The sequence below is a fragment of the Dysgonomonas massiliensis genome (genome assembly GCF_900240225.1).
Classification (GTDB): Bacteria; Bacteroidota; Bacteroidia; order Bacteroidales; family Dysgonomonadaceae; genus Dysgonomonas; species Dysgonomonas massiliensis.
Map to the genome: position 1 here is coordinate 240,958 of NZ_OEPV01000005.1, position 20,076 is coordinate 261,033.

The 20,076-nt window shown below is 34.9% G+C and carries 13 protein-coding genes; 10 read left to right on the forward strand and 3 right to left on the reverse strand.

Annotated elements, in window-relative coordinates:
* The first annotated feature begins 8 nt into the window (after nucleotides 1-8).
* The 4 genes from C1A06_RS06885 (at nucleotide 9) to C1A06_RS15290 (ending at nucleotide 4,174) form a co-directional block, all read left to right on the forward strand.
* Complete coding sequence (locus C1A06_RS06885) at nucleotides 9-1,610, forward strand: RagB/SusD family nutrient uptake outer membrane protein (RefSeq protein ID WP_101689509.1); 1,602 nt, start codon at nucleotides 9-11, stop codon at nucleotides 1,608-1,610.
* A 10-nt stretch (nucleotides 1,611-1,620) separates the two neighbouring features.
* Complete coding sequence (locus C1A06_RS06890; RefSeq protein ID WP_101689532.1) at nucleotides 1,621-2,604, forward strand: glycoside hydrolase family 18; 984 nt, start codon at nucleotides 1,621-1,623, stop codon at nucleotides 2,602-2,604.
* 25 nt (nucleotides 2,605-2,629) lie between these two features.
* Complete coding sequence (locus C1A06_RS06895; RefSeq protein WP_101689510.1) at nucleotides 2,630-3,820, forward strand: DUF1735 and LamG domain-containing protein; 1,191 nt, start codon at nucleotides 2,630-2,632, stop codon at nucleotides 3,818-3,820.
* A gap of 231 nt (nucleotides 3,821-4,051) precedes the next feature.
* Nucleotides 4,052-4,174: a hypothetical protein gene (locus C1A06_RS15290; RefSeq protein ID WP_281253934.1), complete on the forward strand. Its 123-nt coding sequence runs from the start codon at nucleotides 4,052-4,054 to the stop codon at nucleotides 4,172-4,174.
* Between the two features lie 171 nt (nucleotides 4,175-4,345).
* Here the strand turns inward: C1A06_RS15290 and C1A06_RS06900 are convergent, their stop codons facing one another.
* The gene (locus tag C1A06_RS06900) at nucleotides 4,346-6,205 is read right to left on the reverse strand and encodes a helix-turn-helix domain-containing protein (RefSeq protein ID WP_101689511.1); all 1,860 of its coding nucleotides are present in this window, start codon (nucleotides 6,203-6,205) and stop codon (nucleotides 4,346-4,348) included.
* A gap of 575 nt (nucleotides 6,206-6,780) precedes the next feature.
* Between C1A06_RS06900 and C1A06_RS06905 the strand changes: the two genes are divergently transcribed.
* From C1A06_RS06905 to C1A06_RS06930, 6 genes are all read left to right on the forward strand, one after another.
* A complete protein-coding gene (locus C1A06_RS06905; protein WP_101689512.1) occupies nucleotides 6,781-7,410 on the forward strand; it encodes a DUF3575 domain-containing protein in 630 nt (209 codons plus the stop codon).
* 7 nt (nucleotides 7,411-7,417) lie between these two features.
* Nucleotides 7,418-8,914, forward strand: coding sequence for a DUF3868 domain-containing protein (locus C1A06_RS06910; RefSeq protein ID WP_101689513.1), 1,497 nt, complete (start codon nucleotides 7,418-7,420; stop codon nucleotides 8,912-8,914).
* 111 nt (nucleotides 8,915-9,025) lie between these two features.
* A complete protein-coding gene (locus C1A06_RS06915; protein WP_101689514.1) occupies nucleotides 9,026-10,399 on the forward strand; it encodes an Mfa1 family fimbria major subunit in 1,374 nt (457 codons plus the stop codon).
* A 230-nt stretch (nucleotides 10,400-10,629) separates the two neighbouring features.
* The gene (locus C1A06_RS06920; protein ID WP_101689515.1) at nucleotides 10,630-11,661 is read left to right on the forward strand and encodes a FimB/Mfa2 family fimbrial subunit; all 1,032 of its coding nucleotides are present in this window, start codon (nucleotides 10,630-10,632) and stop codon (nucleotides 11,659-11,661) included.
* A gap of 29 nt (nucleotides 11,662-11,690) precedes the next feature.
* Nucleotides 11,691-14,561 (forward strand): hypothetical protein, encoded by a 2,871-nt coding sequence (locus C1A06_RS06925; RefSeq protein ID WP_145996357.1) that lies wholly within the window; start codon nucleotides 11,691-11,693, stop codon nucleotides 14,559-14,561.
* Between the two features lie 51 nt (nucleotides 14,562-14,612).
* On the forward strand, nucleotides 14,613-17,573 hold the full coding sequence (locus C1A06_RS06930; RefSeq protein WP_101689517.1) for a fimbrial protein: 2,961 nt from the start codon (nucleotides 14,613-14,615) through the stop codon (nucleotides 17,571-17,573).
* 247 nt (nucleotides 17,574-17,820) lie between these two features.
* Here the strand turns inward: C1A06_RS06930 and C1A06_RS06935 are convergent, their stop codons facing one another.
* Nucleotides 17,821-18,084: a hypothetical protein gene (locus tag C1A06_RS06935; RefSeq protein WP_145996358.1), complete on the reverse strand. Its 264-nt coding sequence runs from the start codon at nucleotides 18,082-18,084 to the stop codon at nucleotides 17,821-17,823.
* Between the two features lie 389 nt (nucleotides 18,085-18,473).
* On the reverse strand, nucleotides 18,474-19,931 hold the full coding sequence (locus C1A06_RS06940; protein WP_101689519.1) for a hypothetical protein: 1,458 nt from the start codon (nucleotides 19,929-19,931) through the stop codon (nucleotides 18,474-18,476).
* Nucleotides 19,932-20,076: the final 145 nt, after the last annotated feature.

Genomic DNA, 20,076 nt, shown 5'->3' on the forward strand with positions numbered 1-20,076 from the left:
GAAACAAAATGAAAAAAAACATATATACAATTTCAAAATTGCTCTTTATTGCATTTTTTTCTATAGCTATATCTAGTTCGTTTGTTTCGTGTCTCGAAGATAATATTAATGAGCACGCTGCAACAGATGATGATATGGATAAAGATAATCTTCGTGTCGGAGGATTCTTTAATACAATGCTTAAAGATGTTATTCCAACGTCAGATGTAGACGCAAACGACTACCAACGTGCACAAAATCTGACTGGAGATATTTTCTCAGGTTACATGGCTCATATTGGTACCTGGAATTCATCTAGTCATAATGGAACATACAATCTATATTTTGATAAATGGAATGATGTGGGATTCACCAATGGCTATGGTAAAGTCATGGGGCCATATTTCAATATCAACAAAACTATCGAAGAAATGGATAGTTATGCCGCTGCAGATATTGTAAAAGCTATGTCTACCATCGTTAAAATAATGGGAATGCACCGCTTAACTGATAATTATGGGCCAATTCCTTATACTGAATTCGGAAAAGGTGGATTGACAACTCCATATGATAGTCAAGAAACGATATATAAATCATTCTTGGACGAACTGAAGGAAGCTACAACTAATTTGGCTGAGTATCTTGATGCAGATCCTGCTACGACCAAGATATTAGATAAGTTTGACATGATATATGGCGGAGATATTCATAAATGGTTAAAGTTAGGAAATACTCTTCGATTAAGACTGGCAATGCGTATATGTTATGTAGAGCCTGAATTGGCAAAGAAACACGCGGAAGAAGCAGCAAATCAGAAATATGGTTTGTTGTCAGACCCAACTGATATTGCTCAGCTGAAATCATATGGAGGACATATTGTTTACCACCCTCTTGAGACTGTTTGGAATTCATATGCAGATACACGTATGGGTGCATCAATGGATTCTTATCTTAATGGATACAACGATCCAAGACTTTCTTATTATTTCCAGACCTCTAGCTATGGTGGCTATAATGGAGCAAGAAATGGTCTTGTGATAAATGATAAAGCTCCTTATGTGAAATTATCTGCTCCTAATATTCAAAAAAACACTCCTGTTTTATGGATGTCACCAGCCGAAGCATACTTCTTATTGGCTGAAGGTGCTTTGCGAGGATGGAACATGGGAGGTACAGCGCAGGATTTTTACGAAGAAGGTATCCGTGCATCATTTGCTCAACATGGAGCCAGTGGTGTAGATGGATATATCCAAAATTCGACGGATATACCAGCAAGATTTGTTGACAAAGTGAGCTATAATAACATTAATGCATATTCTTCAATAACTATTGCTTGGAAGAGTAGCAGCAATTTTGAAACAAATCTGGAAAGAATAATTACACAAAAATGGATTGCAATGTTCCCCGAAGGGCAAGAAGCCTGGACCGAATTTAGACGTACAGGATATCCTAAATTATTTCCTGTAGTGAAAAATAACAGTAATGGTAATATTGATACTCAGATACAGATCAGGAGAATAGTTTTCCCTCAAGAAGAGTACAACAAAAACCGAGAAGAGGTCGATAAGGCTGTTGGACTCTTGGGAGGTCCTGATACTGGTGGAACTAAATTATGGTGGGATGCAAAATAACAATAACGACATGAAAAAAATAATTTATATACTACTATTCAGTCTTTTATCTTTTTCTATGTTCTCATGCATGGATGAGGTTGACCCTGAAAATAAAATAGTTGATGCTCTTCCTAATAAAGGAGAGAAATACTATGAAAATTTACGAGAATACAAAAAATCGGATCATCAAGTTGCCTTTGGCTGGTTTGGCGGTTGGAGTGCCGATTCCCCTTCTATGGGACCACGATTGTCTTCGATACCAGACAGTGTAGATATTGTATCTATCTGGGGGAAATATTGGGATATTTCCGATTCTCAAAAAGCAGATCTTGCATACGTTCAAAACGTTTTAGGTACCCGTGTTACTTATACTATTTTTGCACATGAGGTTCCGGAACCATTCGAAGCAACAACAGAAGGAGTACAAGAGTATGCCAAAGCTTTGGCAGATACAATGTATAAGTATAATTACGATGGTATAGATTTGGACTATGAGCCGGGATTCGGAGGCGTAGGACCTCTTGTAGGTCACAACAATGAGTTGATGAGGGATTTTGTGCTGGCCCTAAGTCAGTATTTTGGACCAAAATCAGGTACAGATAAATTATTGTTGATTGATGGTGTTCCTTATGCGGTTCATGCAGATATAGTCGAATGTTTCGATTATGGAATTGTTCAAGCATACGATTCTTATGGAGATAGAGATTTGCAGAATAGATTTAATAGTGCATACGCAAAAGGATGGACTGCCGAAAAATATATATTTACTGAAGATTTTGAGAAGCATTGGAAAACAGGAGGCCGACCAAATGCATCTCATACAACACCTGAAGGCGAAGTATTATACATACCATCTCTGGAGGCGATGGCGCGTTTCAATCCTACAATCGATGGAGAACTTAAAAGAAAAGGAGGGGCTGGAACTTATCATATGGAGAACGAGTATAAACATACTCCAGATTATAAATATCTGAGACAAGCTATCCAAATAATGAATCCAGCTAAGAAATAAACGTTAAATCTTAACTAAATTGAATATGAAACTTAAAAATTTAATGATTGTAAGTCTCTGTACTCTTTTCTTGTTTGCATGTAAAGAAAGTGAGGATTACCGAGATGTTATATATATGACAGGGGCACAAAATACTGTAACGAGATTGTTCACAGTAGATCCGGATCAATCTGTTTCTGAAACAGCTTTGACTGTCACATCATCTGATAAATTAGCTTCAAGTATGGTAATTGATATTAAAGAAGATACTTCTTTAGTTGATTCTTATAATCAGAAATTTGAGAAAAATTATAAGCTATTACCGGCTGGATCTTATACAATATCAAAACCTATTCCCGCTCCAGATGAAGAAGACAAAGAAATACTTGCGCTGAAGGATAATCAGGTTTTAATAAAAGCTGGATCTAATGTGTCAACTCAGATGAAGCTTTCTATTATTGATCTTAGTAGATTTGAGGAAGGTATAACTTATGTACTACCTGTTAGCGTTGTTAACAATAACCAAGGGATGAGTATATTAACTCCATCTTCTACAGTTTATTTTGTAATCAATATGACGATAATTACTCAAGCGACTGTATTGACTGGCAACTATTTGCAAGTAGACTTCTCGAAAAACCAAGATGCTAGTTTAACAGCTCTTCCGGCAGTAACTTATGAGACACGTGTATTTGTCAACAAATTCCAAGATAGAAATCCTTTCATTAGTAGCGTTATGGGACTGGAGGAAAATTTCTTACTTAGATTTGGTGATACAGGGATACAAAATAATCAGTTACAAATAGCTAAACCGGGTCTTGCTAGTAAGAGTGAATTCTCGACAGGAACATGGCATCATATTGCAGCCGTTTTTGAAGGAGGGAATGTGAGATTGTATAAGGATGGTGAGCTGGAATCATCAGGAGTACATACCGAAGCTACGAGTATAGATTTAACAAAAGTATATGGAGACCCAATGTTTATGATTGGACGTTCGGCTAACGGTAGAGGTCTTGATGGAGCTGTGAGTGAAATGCGTGTATGGAAAAAGGCTTTGTCTCCTGCCGAATTAAAGAATAATATGTGCTTCGTTGATCCAACAACACCAGGACTAGTGGCATACTGGAAATTCAATGGTGCAGAGGGTAGAGTTGTAAGAGATGAAACAGGAAATGGTTATGATGCAAATGCGGCTACTGACATAAAATTCATGGATCATGTAAGATGTCCAGAGTAATTGGTATCATAATATTGAGATAGTACTTTATTGAAGGGCTCAAACTATAAAAGTTTGAGCCCTCGTTTTATTTGTTTTTCTTTTGAAGAATTCCTTTTTCAGATCACTTAATAATCTGTTTAAATTTTATTGATTTATTTTATAGTAAATCATTTTGTTCTGATAATATTATTTGCCCAATTGATATCTATTTGTAATTCCAAGATAAGTCTTTTTTTTACCGGAATATTTATGCTAGGCATGAATAATAGTGCATTAGCATATCAGGAACTTGAATATAAGAAAACCGATGGTGGACATGCTTGGGCTAATTGGCGTATTTATCTGATGGATTTTTCATCACAACTTTTTTAAAACTAATTATTAGTATTGATATAATTTGCAAATAAGCCTTTAATGAGCAAGGGCGTATTTGTTGATTATAAATTGCTTATCCGCTTAGAATGTTGCAAAAATACGCACTACGTTGAGTATTATCTATCCTTAATTATTCAAATATTAACCTGACAATTATAAACTCAAACTTTATTTGATAGCATTTCTCAACTCGCTCGGAGTCATTTCGTATGCCATTTTGAATGCGCGATTGAATGTTCCCTTTGTTAGGAATCCTGCCTCGAGATATATTTCAGAGATAGGTTTATCTCTCTCAGCAATAATTATATCATAAGCATATTTAATACGAAAAGTATTAATGTATTCATTGAAAGTCTTTCCTCTTTTAGTCTTAATAGCATCAATCAAATATTGTCTATTTGTTCCGATTTGTAGTGCAACTTCTTCTCTTTTTATAGATGGGTTTTTATAATCGCCAGACTCCCAGAGGTATGAATCTAATCTATCCATGATGATATCCATTGGATCATTTCCATTTGCAGGACAACTATCTTCGACTGTAAGTTTTCTTTGTTCAGATTCTAGCTCTAAAATTTTCTTGCTATACTTTTCTATTTCAAGATATTTATTGTATAGCTGTCTGTTTTTTTGTTTCAATAATTGCTCGTTCTTTCTTTTGAAGTAGAGCATTCCTATCAAAGCGATGGCTACAATGACTAAGGTCAGTACCATAAGATATAGATTGTTGAGCTTTACTTTATTTTCTTGAGCTTCTCTTTTCATCTTATCTACATTGTATTGAACCTGCATCTGTAGCATTTCCGAAGCAAGTTTAGCATTGTTGATAGAGTCATTGGCTAGATACAAATCTGATAATAATTTGTAGGCTTCATCCTTGCTCCCTTCAGCATTTAAAATGTTTGCCAAGGTTAAATGTACTCTGATATAATTGCTTGAGTTGTGTAAGCTTTCGTCAGCATTATACTTGTCTGTAAGAACAGATATATTTTGTCTTGCTTTCTTGTAATCTTCTATCAAGAGATAATACTCAGCTTGACATTGATAGAACAGCTCTGTATATATTGAAGATTCTGGGAATTCATTAATAAGTTTTTGAGCCTCGGCTAGATATTCTCGTGCTTTTTCTTTGTTCTTAACTTTTGTATATAAAAACGAGGCAGTACAATTCATTCTTAGTCGCAATAAATTGTAGATATATTGATTTTCTTGATTTTCTTTAAACTTCTCATTAAAATCTTTATTAATTCTATCCAAAAGTTTATTTGATAGTTCAATAGCTTCATCAAACCTTTTTAATTCTTGATTAGCATTGATTATTCCCTCTGAAATATCATAATAAGGGAAAGGCTGGCTTTCTTCCTGAATAGATTGTTCTAGAAAATACTCAGCTATATATAAGTTCTCTAAAGCGGCTTCGGCATTCCCCGTAATTAGGTATGTCATACCTAATAGATAGTATATCTGAGATTGAAATGGTTCTATATCTCCTATCTTGCCCTCTTCTAGTATTTCTCTAATTGTATTTTGGGCAAGAATATATTGGTTTTTACTGAGATACAAACTCACCTTTCTGGCAATTAAGTCTTTTTTTATAGAATAGTATAATTCCTTGGTTTCTTTTTTAAGAGAACCTTTAGCCTCTTTTTCAAAATGTATTAGTTCATCTGAGATTAGATCTATATAGAATTCAGTGGAGTCATTGTCATTGGTCCTTCTAGAATGTAGACGAGCTTTATATTTATACGTGCAAGCTAAGTAGAGGTGCTCTGATTGTTTCTTTGCTTCGGTTTCTAATTTATTAATTAAAACAACTTGGTTGGGATAATTATTAATGTACTCGGTGAGTACCTCTAATTTTTTTATCCCTTTGTTCTTTTCTACTGAATCTAATATTCTTTTTATATCGGGCTCTTTTTGGGCAAAAAGGGCAGTTGTATTTCCTGCCAGAAAAAAACAAATAGATATGACGAAAAAAAGCTTATTGAATATATGTTCTTTTATGTGTTTAGTTGTCGAAAATGTATGCATGGACCTATTTGTTTACTATACTATTATATATGATTGTCTAAGGATGTTTACTGTAAATGATTTTTTTGATAAATTTAAATTTACATCTTTTTATAATATTATATAAAGGTATAAGTTATTACCTAAATAAAAAAAAATGTCTAAAAATTGTTTTCAAACAATATGAAATTCTTGTTTTGCAAATTGCAACTTTCTCTTGTTTTTTTATTGGTATTTTTTGTGTGAGATAAAGTTCGTAACTGTGTTTTGTGTTTTAATCTATTGTTGTGCAGGTTGATATGGGTTTGTGACACCATCTCTTGTTCCTTGTGTTTTGCGTAGACGATACCTTTTTTTGCAAAAAAAGAATGGTAATCTATGCTTCATTCTGCAATTTTGCAAAATAAATTTTATCCGAATATAATATTTATACTTGACCAAACTTTGTGAAATTTTTATTGCAACACAAAATAACGACATGAACTTATATAATAAATTCTGGCACATTTTACAAAAACAATAAAGGTTTGAGATAATAAAAAAAGAGAGGATTTTTTAGTACACAACAAACAAAATACATAAACATATAAGGTATTATGAAATTTCAACTGTCAATACTAAAAGCTTTTGCTTTTATTCTGATTTCGCTTCTGGTCACCATTAACTTGAGTGCTCAGAAAAGGCAAAGTTTATACACTGGTGTAGTGCCTTCAACACCCAAAATTGCATTAAAAACAAATCTGTTGTATGATGCTACTACTACATTTAATTTAGGAGTCGAATTCAAATTATCATCTAAGTACACCTTAGATATATCGGCGAATTATAATCCCTGGACATTCTCGGATAAGAAAAAACTGAAACATTTTATGGTTCAGCCCGAAATCAGATATTGGCTGTGTGAACCATTCTATGGACACTTCTTTGGTCTGCACGGAATATATATGCATTATAATGTTGCGAATGTGAATGCGCCTCTCGGTTTATTCGATAATCTCGAGAAATATCGCTATCAGGGTGATGGCTATGGTGCAGGAATAAGTTATGGCTACCATTGGGTACTATCATCGCGCTGGAGTATAGAGGCTACTATGGGTATTGGCTATATATACTTCGATAGAGATAAGTATGTCGGACGCAAATGCGGGAAGCATATTGATAGTCGCGGAGAACATTATTTTGGTCCTACAAAACTAGGATTGTCATTTATTTATATTCTAAAATAACCAGATTATGAAGACTATACTAATATATATTGTTGTATTATTTGCAGCTCTACCTACAGTGCTTTATGCTCAAGCTGAGGACTGTTGTAAGGGAGCCATTCAGGTACAAGGAAAAGAATTCTCAGAGAAAGATGGTAAGGTTTATGTCAAATTTTCTATTCAAATAGCGAATAAAGATATTGATAGCCGTGCTTCGATTCGTTTGACTCCCGAAATATTGGCATTGAATAACAATGAAGTACTACCTTCGGTATTGATATATGGTAAGGCTCGTAAGAAATTGAATAACCGTTGGTTAAGTCTAGCGAATGATAAAGATAAAAATGCTTTCGTAAAACCTAAAATAGAATATACTGTTGGAAAGAAAGCAGAAGAAACTATAGACTACGAAGTTGTTATCCCATATGAGTCATGGATGGATGCTTCTAATTTGGTAATAAATCAAGAAGTTATAGGCTGTGCTCAGAAAATGAATTTGCATAACTATAAACTCTATACCGATCTTTTGACTGGTCCAAGAGAGCCTTATATCCCTGAGTTAAGTCTAAGCTATGTTGTACCGGAAAAAGAAAAAATTAAGAAACGTGACTTCCAAGGTAAAGCATTCTTGGATTTCCCTGTAGGCAGTTCGATTATCCTAGCCGATTTTCGTAATAATCCTGCAGAGTTGGCAAAGATTAATGAGGATATAAATAAAGTAAATAATAATTCAGACCTAGAACTAGTAGGACTTAAGATTACAGGTTATGCTTCGCCTGAAGGTAGTTATGCTGGTAACGAAAAACTGTCTATCAGAAGAACTGATGCTTTGAAGAAATATTTAGAAAGTATATTTAAATTCTCAAATAATCAGCTGACAACTAGTTCTGTAGCTGAAGATTGGATCGGGTTTAGAGAAGCTATAGCACAAGGAAATGATACATATAAAGATGATATTCTTGCAATCATTGACAGTAGAGATACTTATGATAAAAAAGAACAACGATTGAAAGCTTTAGCGGGTGGAGTTCCATATCAAAGAGTATTGAAAGATATTTTCCCTTCACTAAGAAGAGTTGAATATCAGGTTGATTATACCGTAAGAGATTATAACGTTGAAGAATCTAAACAAATATATGGCAAAGAAGCTAAAAATCTGTCTGAACTTGAATTGTTTAATTTAGCACGTACCTATACCAAAGGAGGAAAAGAGTATATGCATATAATGACTGTCCTCATCCCTCAGAATTTTCCAACATCAGAAACAGCTAATCAAAATGCCTTTGCTGCTTTGTTAGAAAATGGCGAGTTGGATAAAGCTAAACAATTTTTGGATAAGATCCCTTACGATAATATGAATAATCTGAATAATAAAGGGACATATTATTTAAAGACTGGAGATTTGGATCAGGCTGAAAGTTTATTTAAACAAGCGCAACAGAAAGGATCTAATGAAGCTGCACTCAATCTAAAAGAAGTATTGAAAAAACGTGAAGATAATAAAAAACACAAGCGTATTGATTAAGAATTCATGTTGTAGTATTAAACTACAATGACTTATAACACAATGATATAATTAAAAATAAATAACATTAAATTTTACGATTAACATTTTACAAACTTAATTTTAAACAGTATGAGAAAATTATTTTTATCAGGGCTTATCGCTCTGGGATTGTTGGCTACTGGCTGTAGTAGTGATGATATTGACAACCCAACGACTGGCGGAGGTGGTGAATTGAAAGGTTATCTGACACTTAGTCTAGTTAACAAAGCAATGAACTCTCCTAAAACTGCAGGTCACGAAACTCCTGAGAGAGAGGTTGGCACAGCGGAAGAAAACAAAGTTCATGATGTAACAGTAGCTTTAACAGATGCAACTGGTACAATTACAGCATTAGTTAGTCCGGCAATTCAGTCTGGAACTACTACTCAAAAATTTGAGGTAGAAGCTGGTGTACAACACAAAGTTTTTGCTTTAGTAAACAATGCTTCGTCTGTTGCTGTTGGTGATAACATCGCTACAGTTATTGACAATGCTACTGCTGCTGAAATTACTGCTGGTTTCAAAGCAGGTAAATTCTTTATGACTAACTCTCAGTCAGACATAGCTAAAACTCCACTTGATGCAGGTATAGATATTACTGTTAATGCAGGAGAAGAAAAAGTAGCTAAAATTGCTGTGGATCGTTTGGCTGCAAAAGTTGAAGATAATACAGCTGCTGCTGGTATCGATTTGACAGAACTTCCTGAAGGTGCAAAAGCTATAGTTAAAGGTGTTAGAGTAGTAGGTTTTGTTCCTATGAACTTAAATTCATCTATGAATTTAATCCAAACATGGGGAACAGCTAACTTTACTGAACCTGCAGTAGCAGAAAATATTCTTCAAACTCCAGGCGGAAGCTACTTATTACCGGCAGAAGGTACTTACAAAGAATCTGCAAATGGTATCGGTATCGTTGATAAAACTGCAGAAACTGATTTTGTTAAAAAAGTATACGTGACAGAAAACCGTCCAGTAATAACATTTAACAGCGAATTAAAACCTACAGCTAAAAGAGGAGAGGCTACAGCTGTTATCTACCGTGTTGTTGCTCAAGACGCTGATGGAGCAGATCTAAGCACTTTCTATGTATACAACGATGTTGTTTATACAGACAGAGCTAAGTTGAATGAGTTCTTTGCAAAAGCAGGTGATGATATTTCAGCATTAACAGATGCTAAAGATCTTAGAGCAAAAAATATTAGAGTATACGAAAATGGTGTAATGTATTATACTTATTTCATCCTAGACCCTAATACTAACTACACTCTAGGAGGTAAAGATTATTACAGTACATTCCGTAACTCAATTTACAAATTGAACATTACGAAACTTAAAAATCTTGGTGATGATGTTCCTGAAGATTCAAAAACTCCAGAAGAAGTAATTGATCCAGACGAAGCTTACTTGCAAGTTGAATTGACAATTAAAGACTGGGTAATTAATACAATAGATATAGAATTCTAATTCTGAATTTAGAAAACTTGATAGATAATATAGCGGAGTATTCCGAATCTAAGCATCTGGTGCTCCGCTATTTTTTAGCTAAATATTGATTTTAAAGTTTGAAATATTAGACGTAGACAATACATGTTGTCTAGTTTAGAAACGTACAAATTACACAATACTATTATAGAACTGTAATAATCAAGGCTTAGGAAAACAGATGTGATTAATTAAAAGTAAAAGAACTAACCATGAATCGATATAATAAAAGAGTATATCACCCAATATTAATGCTGTTTATTACATTGCTCGGATTTTCTTCGTGCTCTATTGACGAGGATATTGACAATTGTGGATCTACTGTAAGTATTAGGTTTGATTATAGTTATAACATGCTTTCTTCGAACGCTTTTGGTGACCAAGTCGATATGGTGACTCTTTATGTATTTGATGCTAATGGTGTTCTTGTAAAAGAGGAAGTTGTTACTGGTAAATTTGACAATAATTCTTCAGTAGAAATAACTGACATCCCTGCGGGCAGTTACAAACTTGTATCATGGGCTAAAAGCAGTACATTGCAAAATGCCGAGTCAGACTTTATAATTCCGAAAATGACAATAGGAAGTTCTAAACTGGACGACCTATCCTATTATATACAAAAATTGAATGGAGAATCGAAGAACGAGCAAAATAACTTTTTGGTCGGTTTGACAGACTTCTCTGCTCGCGGCGAGCTAAGCCGTGAGAATGTAACGATAAGTTACAAAAAAGTAACAAATAAAATAAAACTAGTGGTTCTTTCGAAAGATGGCGAATCATTAGATGCCGATGATTATGACTTCAGTATTACTGATAAAGTCGGTAATGGACACATAAACTATAACTACGAACTTCTTTCAGACGAGCCGATAACTTATTTGCCTTATTATACAGGAAACAAACTCGTTAGCAATGAAAGTGGCATTTACCCGATAGAATCGGAAGAAGAAAGATATGCTGCTGCAGCTGAATTCAGTTTGTCGCGCTTGATTGAGAAAAACAATGCACATTTGAAAATCAAGAGAAAAGACAGCGATAAATATATAATGCAAATTAATATTCCTGAATATGTAAAGCTAACTTCATTCGAAGGAAATATCGAAAGATGGAGTCTGCAAGAATATCTAGACCGTCAAGATGAATATTCGATTGTTGTCTATATACAAGAAAATAAAGGAACCTGGTTATGGGCTACGTTAGTAATCAATGGGTGGGTTATAAATAATATTGAGATAGAAATGTAATAGACCTTACACATGCAAAATAGAACATTATGAATAATCTGAATAAAATAATATTACTTTTTGTCTTCTCTATAGCTGCCATGTTGGGCTTCTGGTCATGTACGCATGACGGGATAGATGATGGCATTGATAATGAAAAGGGAGAAACAGCTAAATACATACGATTAGAACTTCGAGTTCCTGAATATAAAGAACCAACCGTGGGGGAATCTCAGACCAAGGCTATGACGCCTGAGATGGAAAGTAAATTAGATCCTGAGCAGATTTCAATATTTGCCTTTAAAATAGCAGAAGATGGAACTGAAACTTTTTGGTATCAAGTTCCTATAGTACCAAATACTGTTGTACAAGAAGAAGGAAAAATTACGTTCACGGCGAAGGTTATTAAAACATCAGTGTCCGAGAAAGCGACATTAGCTATATTTGCAAATTGTGTTGTTCCGTCAGGCATATTGGTAGAAGGAGTAACTACTAAAAGTGAGTTTTATAAAAAAGTGATTTACTCAATGCCTTCTAATGATGATGGCAATAATATATGGGATACAAATAAGCCAATTCCAATGTGGCACGAATTATTTAAATTTGATGTGACAGAGGAGCTACAAAGCAGTCCAACTCCTGTACACCTTATTAGGGCTATGGGACGTATAGATGTAGGGCTTAATTTCAAGCTGGATGGCAAGAAGTTTCTGGAAGAAGCTGCAGGAATATCTAATTTTAAAATAAAAGAAGTAAATGTTTACCGTACTTACGAAAAAGGCTTAGTAGCTCGTAATAGACAAGTTGAACCTAATTTGAGTGTCGGAGTTGTGCCGGAAGGAGTAAGCCGAAGAGGTGATGACAATCCTTTGAAATATCTTGTGCAAGATGACACCGAAGGTCGTGGTGCAAATAGTTATGTTCGTGAGATTTATGTTCCACAAGCAGAAAGGCCTGCATCTGCGAGCAGTAAAAATATGCATTGTATTGTTATTGGTGGATATTATAACGGAAGTGATAAAGTTTCATATTATAGACTAGACTTTTATGATGATTACAATGAGGCATTTCCTGCAGCTAACAGATGGTTATCCATTTCAGGGAATAACCGTTATGTCTTTAATATAACGGATGTAATAGGTCCAGGTTTCGCTACTGCGGAGCAAGCTTTAGCTTCTGAAGCTTCAAAAGATAAACTTGAATATGATTTGATAGTATGGGATGAAAGTATTCATGAAATGCATGTGCAAGGGAAATACTACTTTGGATTGGATAACCGCGATTTGTTGTTTGGACCAAAATCATCAATAGAAGATCCAAGTAACGTATTCAATCTGAAATATCAGACAAACTATCCGATTAGTTCTACAGAACCAATCACGTTTGAGTGGGAAAGTTTAAAGAATGACCCGAATGCTACGCCTCGATTTGAAGCCCAATGGGATTCAAGTAACCGATCAATAAAAATTGTAGCTCTAACCAAAAACGAAACAAATACAGTACTTGAAGATATATTGTATGTCAAAACCGGCCCTTTTGTTATAAAAGTGGATATAAAACAAGAATATATCAATTTTAAATATACAATAGATTGTTCTTCGGTAAATGTAGTAGGTACATACAGACCGGGATATGATCTGGATCCGACTAAACATCAAATAAAGCTGAGTATAACAGCAGCTGATGTAAGCATAAATGGCTCAGATTATGTTATTGAAACTGAACCTATCAATGGAATTGTATTTAAAGCAAAAGGAACTTTTAATGTATCTGCAGGCAATTTGCAAGTTGCAAATATAGTTCTGGAAGGAGAAGGTAAATTAGAAACTCCTGTTGATGCAAGAACTACGCCATTTACTGTGAAAATTGTATCTAACAGCAGTTCGGGTTCATATTGCGAAGCTACGATTACACCAGTTATTGCAAAAATGAGAGTACTTACGATGGGTAGTACATCTGACCACGGTTATGATATAGCTAGGCCTAACGTCGGGAGTAACAAGGTAATAACATCTCCTAATAACTTTGGACCAAATGATAATAGTATTATAAAGGTCGAGGGATTCGAGTTTATTCAAGCTCAGGGAGGAACTTATTTTGGGGCATTAAATGCTACAGCACAAAAGTGGTTACAAACTGGTGGAGATGTTACAGAAGGTGGAACAACAAATAAATACTTAGCAGATATATTGTGCGTCGGTTATACCGGATTAGATGGTCTTAACGCAGCAGGAGCTAAGGTTATTGCTGATTATATGAAGAATGGAGGAGTAGTGCTGTTGTTTATAGAGAATAATACACCTATTACTAGTATAATGAATGAGATTCTTTCGACATCAGTATCTATTAATTCAGTTAGTAACCATATAAGACCATTTGTTGGACACTCTGTCTATAAGAATGATACTGACGAGAAATGGGCCGAATACCAATTTAGCTTGATGGGTGACCCTATTTTGAATGGTCCATTCGGAGACTTGCGCGATAAACAATGGGGTGAGGATGTCGCTCCTTCAAAGGCTGTAATTTCACCTACCTTGTTTGGAAATCCAGATATTATGGTTTATTCATATGCCGAAGATTTACGCAGTGCAAGTGCTAGTTCTGCTAAAAATGGAGCTACTGGTTTTAAGTATGAGACTGATATAAATAGTTCTAATCTTGTAAGTTTAGTATACTTCGGTGATGGCGGTTTCGTGTCAGCAGGCACTAATGGGCAGCCGTATCCAGAGTCAGGTTATACTTTATGCCCATTTTGGTGGAATACGTCAACATATTTTCCTATAGCTAAGCCTAATTACGGTGGTACGAGTGAAAGATCTGACGTGTACAACTCTCAAGCATTCTGTAATATTATGGCATGGGCTGTACAAAGATCTGCAGATTTGTTTGCGAAACGCGAAGCAGCAATGGGACGATAGAGAGCCAAGGATGTGAAAAAATAATACGATCTAGAATAATACACAAATATTATGAATAAATATACCTATATAAAACTAATTGCAGGAGCTTGCTTACTTTCGTTAGTCATGCTGTTCGTTGCCTGCTCTGACGAGCGAATTGAGGGAGAGCCGTCAAAAGCGGAAACGGTTTCTGTAGATCTCAGTCTTAATGTTCCGGGAATATTACCATCGTCTAGTATGACGAAATCTATGAGTGGTACAGAAGAGAAGTATATTGACAATTTACAGGTTTTGGTTTTCGAAGAAACGCCAAGTGGTGAAGTTTTTAGCTATGAGGCTCCAATCACGAAGAGAGAACAATTACGTCTGACAGTCAAAGCTAAAGTAAGCCATAATGACGAGAAGTATCGCTTTGTCGTATTAGCAAACGCTTCACCTAAAACGATAGTTGAAGGTACTCTTAAGGCAGATGCACTGAATCAGTTTACTTTCGATTGTGCAGGAGTTTGGAATGCAGCCGGTACTTCTTCAAAACCTATCCCAATGTGGGGTGAATATGTAACGACATTTGCAGTGAAAAAAGAGCGTTATGTCAATATTATGATGCATCGGGCACTGGCTCGCGTTGATGTAGGACTTGATTTTATATTCGATGAGGATGGATATCCTACAGAAGAAGTCAAAGGATTGGAAAATTTCAAAATCAAGAATATAAGAGTATATCGCACAAGGAATAAAGGTTATGTAGCGACATCATCAGACAAGATGAATGCAAATCTTGAGGTTGTTAAGCCTAATATTCCGGGCGATGTAAAATACAATCTTAATGATGAAACATCGACAACCGATAGAAAAGAGGCTGACGAGAAACCATTATACTACGAGATTTCTCTCCAAGAGGGTGCCGATAAATATATCAGAGAAATATATATACCTGAATCATTCGAAGTTACAGGAAAACCATCTATGGATGATGTACCTTGTTTGGTTGTCGGAGGATATTATGGTAAAGATAATACAGATAAACTAAGCTTTTATCGTGCTGATTTTGCCAAGTATGAGGGTGTAAAACCTGTAGAACGTTTTTCAATATTGCGAAACTATAGATATGTGTTCAATATAACGAATGTTACCAATAGTGGGTTTCCTGATGAAGAAAAAGCTCTTCACTCGCTGCCTATGGACCTGGTACTTACTGTAACACCATGGTGGGAAAAAAATATGAATTTCCTCGTACAAGGAAACTACTTCTTTGGAATCGAAAGTCGTGAAGTTATATTAGATGCCCATGGAACATTGGATCCTGAAGGAATTTTTACTGATGCTAATTTCGCATTGTTAAGGGTGCCATTTACTACCAACTTACTATTGAACAGTGAGAATATTAAGTATAGATGGGAGAGCGAAGGCAGCGTAGATTTTAAAGTACCTAGTCGAGAAGAAGTAGTACCAGGTGAGTATGCTTTTATTTGTCCAAATTTAACTGAATTTGGTGATTCAGGTGGTGTTAGTGGTGCTTATCTTAACGTTGATCGAGGTAGAATCATGTTTGGTGCAGAACCTAATGTTGGTGCAGATGGAGTGCGCGCATTAGAACGTTCAGATATATTGCATTTACAGTTAGAAAACTTTCAGTTTTCAATAAAAGTTACTCAGAGGGCAGCAAATCTTGAATATGACTTGCTATGTAACAAAACAATTGTTCATGGAAAATATAGAGAAGATATTCCTTTGAACTACACTCACTTCTTGGAAGTTCAGATCAAGCCTCATATGAATGGAATTACTCAGGATGAATTTGAAAAAGAAATTATTGAAATCGTTTCAGAAACACGAAAAGGTATTTACTTCGAGTTTAAAGGAACGATAGAGGAAGGATTGGCCAATGGTACCGTACAGCCACGAAGTACAGATGGTACTTATACTATCAAATTGCAAGGGAAAGGTACGCCAACGAAAGACATGAATGATAGGGTGGAAGCAAATAGGGATACACCAGATGGCATTTTAACTCGTATTGACGAATTGAGAATCACGACAAACTCGATAACTGATCCTAACAGCTGCGAAAATACAACTATCATTTTCGGTTATAATACCAAGCGTATCCTAGCTATTGGTGCAAATGCCATGTATAGATATGGATATATGTTAGAACCAAATTCAGGATCTCGTGCTTTTGTAGATGCAAGTATCAATTTTGGTGTAGACCCTAATAGTACAGTTACTATGGAGCAATTGCCAGATGACTATAGCCATAATGGTAACTACTCAAACAAGAGCGATGTAAGTGCAAGAGGAAATGCTTTCCATATTGAGTATATGACAGCTGGAAGAGGTATGTCAGGCGAAAGTATTAATATGCCTTATCTAAATACGATGTTGAGTGAATTTAAACCAGATATAATCTTAACAGGGCAAGCTATTAACTTTAGTGATGATGCTATAGCTGCCATATCGGAATTTGTAAATAAGGGTGGAGTATTATTGATGTTTAATGAGTATTATCCTCGTGCTGAAAGTATTAACAAAATGGCTGGTGCTATTGTTGGTGCTACTCTTAGTGGAGCAAATGAAGCATTGGCACAAAGCGAGTTCCTTTTCACTCTACCTACTGGTACAGCATATGAAGATGATCCTATCTTGAATAACTCTTTCGGAGATTTGAGAGGAAAAACGTGGGGAATCGATGGCTATTTCTTACATGGCTTCTCAGGGTTGCCAATGAGTGATATTGTAGTATATAATACACGAAAAAAAGACACGAATCCTTGTTTCTTCCGCCACAAGAATAAACCATTTGTTTTTGTTGGTGACGGAGGCTTTATCTCGAATGCTCAACGCTATATCGGACCAACTTATCAGGGAATGTATGACTATTGTCCTTTCGCTATAAATAGCGCTTATCAGCCAATAGCACGTACGAACTTCTTGAGAGACAAAACGGTTGATAACTCTAAATTATTTGGCAATATACTGCTTTGGGCTGTTGATTATGCCGAATTCAATGGGATAAATGCAAAAAAATAGTATACTAATCATTATTTATAATAATGATGTAGCTTTGTAAAGTTTGTGTTAAAGATCTGCGAAGTGATTTTGCGGATCTTTTTTATTCTCTAATATTTATCTTTCATAAGTTTAGAATGTCTTCGTACAGCTTATATATAATTGCTGGAGGATTAACCTAGATGTAATATGTCAGCATTTTATTTCTATTCTGTGATATGATGGCAATAAAGATAACGTGAACACTATGTAGTCAATATTTGCCATTTTATTGAAGTTGGCTGAAGTAAAAGTGAACTGGAGCATGAGATACTAAATAGTTTGCATCAATATCTTCTCTGTTATTTTTTTTAAGATATAATACTATATCTAAGTTATATTCTTGTTTTTTGCCATGATTTCGATAGGTTGCTTTAGCCTGACCGTATCTTTCCTTTGTGAATGGCATTGGAGGTTCTTTGTCTTTCTCAGAAGAGCAAGGCATATCACAACGACAACGAGTATTAGTCTTTATGCAATAGCAACGCTCCATCACGCATCCGCAGTTTCATGGTAAAAGATCCATGTAGTCATATGAGAATAATTCCGGAGTTCCTTCTTTTTCTACTAGACTCTTATCAACAATAGACCCATTATTACAACCTACTAGCATAAATACAGCGATAATTCCTATTGAAAAGAAATTTCTTGTTTTCATAGACTTAAATTTTATGTGTTAATAAATGTAATGTAAAATAACAATAAATAGAGTTTCTTTTTATTGTTTTTGTCTATGGGATTTGAATAAAATTACTAGAGTTTATTTTTTCAGGTAAAATATATTAACTGTTTGATATGCTTTTGTCGTTTTATTAAAGCTGATTATCATCTGTTTACTGTAAAAGATATCAGTAAATTATGTTTAGCGATAAACAATTAGCATTAATAGGACTTATGTTCTGATTTTCTATGCACTTGTATTACATAACTGAGATCCGTATTTGTCATCTTAGCTTCAATCCATGCAGTGAAGTCAAATAGCCTTAGTATCTGTTTTTCGTAAACATCATTCGAAATTTCCGAAAGCTGCATTTGTATCTTAGGCCATTCTTTTTCTTTATTTAATATCAGAGATTTACCTGAGCTTAAGAAATTCAGCATGATATGTTCTACCTTATATGCTTTAGAGATTTTCGAGATGCCTCTTCTGAATGATCTTACTTCGAAGTCGTAATCCTCTAACTCATCCAACTCGAATAAAATCATAAGTTTGACAAGTCGTATTGTTCTGTATAATGGAATAAATGTAATTTTTTTGCTTAAGAATAATAAACGATTTAGTCGTTGTAGTGCTTCACGATATTTGCCAAGTCCAAAGCATGTCAAAGCGATATATAATGATATAATAGCTCGATTGTGAGATGGTAATGTGTGTTCTTTATCTAATACTTCGCCCCAATTGTTTTCTATCTGAATACTAGCTTCTTTGAATCGTCCACAATCAATCAATGGAAAAAGTTCATAGATGGCTATCAAGTAGGATAAGTAGAGCTGATAGTCTTTGAAAGGATATTTTTTAAGCATTCTTATTTTATCGATAAAATAACCCATTGAATTGTACTCTTTGATATTTCTGAGGCTTCGGAGAATTCCTTCCAGTACAGATGTGTAATAGATTGGAGGATTAGCCCAAAAAGATGAGTTTTTTTCAAATAAATCATTCAGCTCATAGTAGGATCTTAGAGCAGATTTGTAATCTCCAATATGAATAAGGTATGAGGACTGAAAAAGCTGATGGAGCTTTTTTATCTCGAAATTTTCAATATTAGATGCTGCCATAATGCTCATTTCACTGATGTTAAGATCGTTCAAAGCTTCTTTATCTTCATATGAGCGCACATTTTCTCTATAGAGCATTCGATGGGTCATGAGCTCGTGCAATACAGATTGCTCGTTGATCCTTCTGATTATTTTAAGTGATTCATTAATTTGTAGATGTCTGTTCAAAAGCTCTTTCTCCGATATGTCCGGGAAATTGAGTGCATGCAGATATTTGAGTTCCAGTCGTGCGGCTGATAAAAAGGCAAATACATTTTCATGCTTACTAGCCTTAGCTTTTACTTGGCTCAGTTTGTTCAGAGCTTCTTCGTACATTGACTTATCGAATAAGATCTGAGCCTTACCTATTTCGTTGTTCAATTCGATACCTATATCATTTTTAGCTTTCAATGATAATAGATTATCTAGTAATACTTTGTAAAGGTAAGATGCCGTTTGGGCAAAATTAGTTTTGGGTAGTTTATTATTAAACAAACTTTGCAATTGTTCGGGCGTTATTTCTTTGTTATTGTTGATAATATCAAAGAGAGTAATATAATCCGTTTTCCCTTTGTTCAGCATGAAGGCTCGTTTTTCGGCTGTATATAATAAATGAAAAGTATACCACAATGGATTTGAAAAGTATACCGGTAAGGAAGGATTTTCAAAGAACGTAAAAGAGTTATATGTTAGTCTCTCTTGCTAACATTTTTTCAGTTTCTTTAAC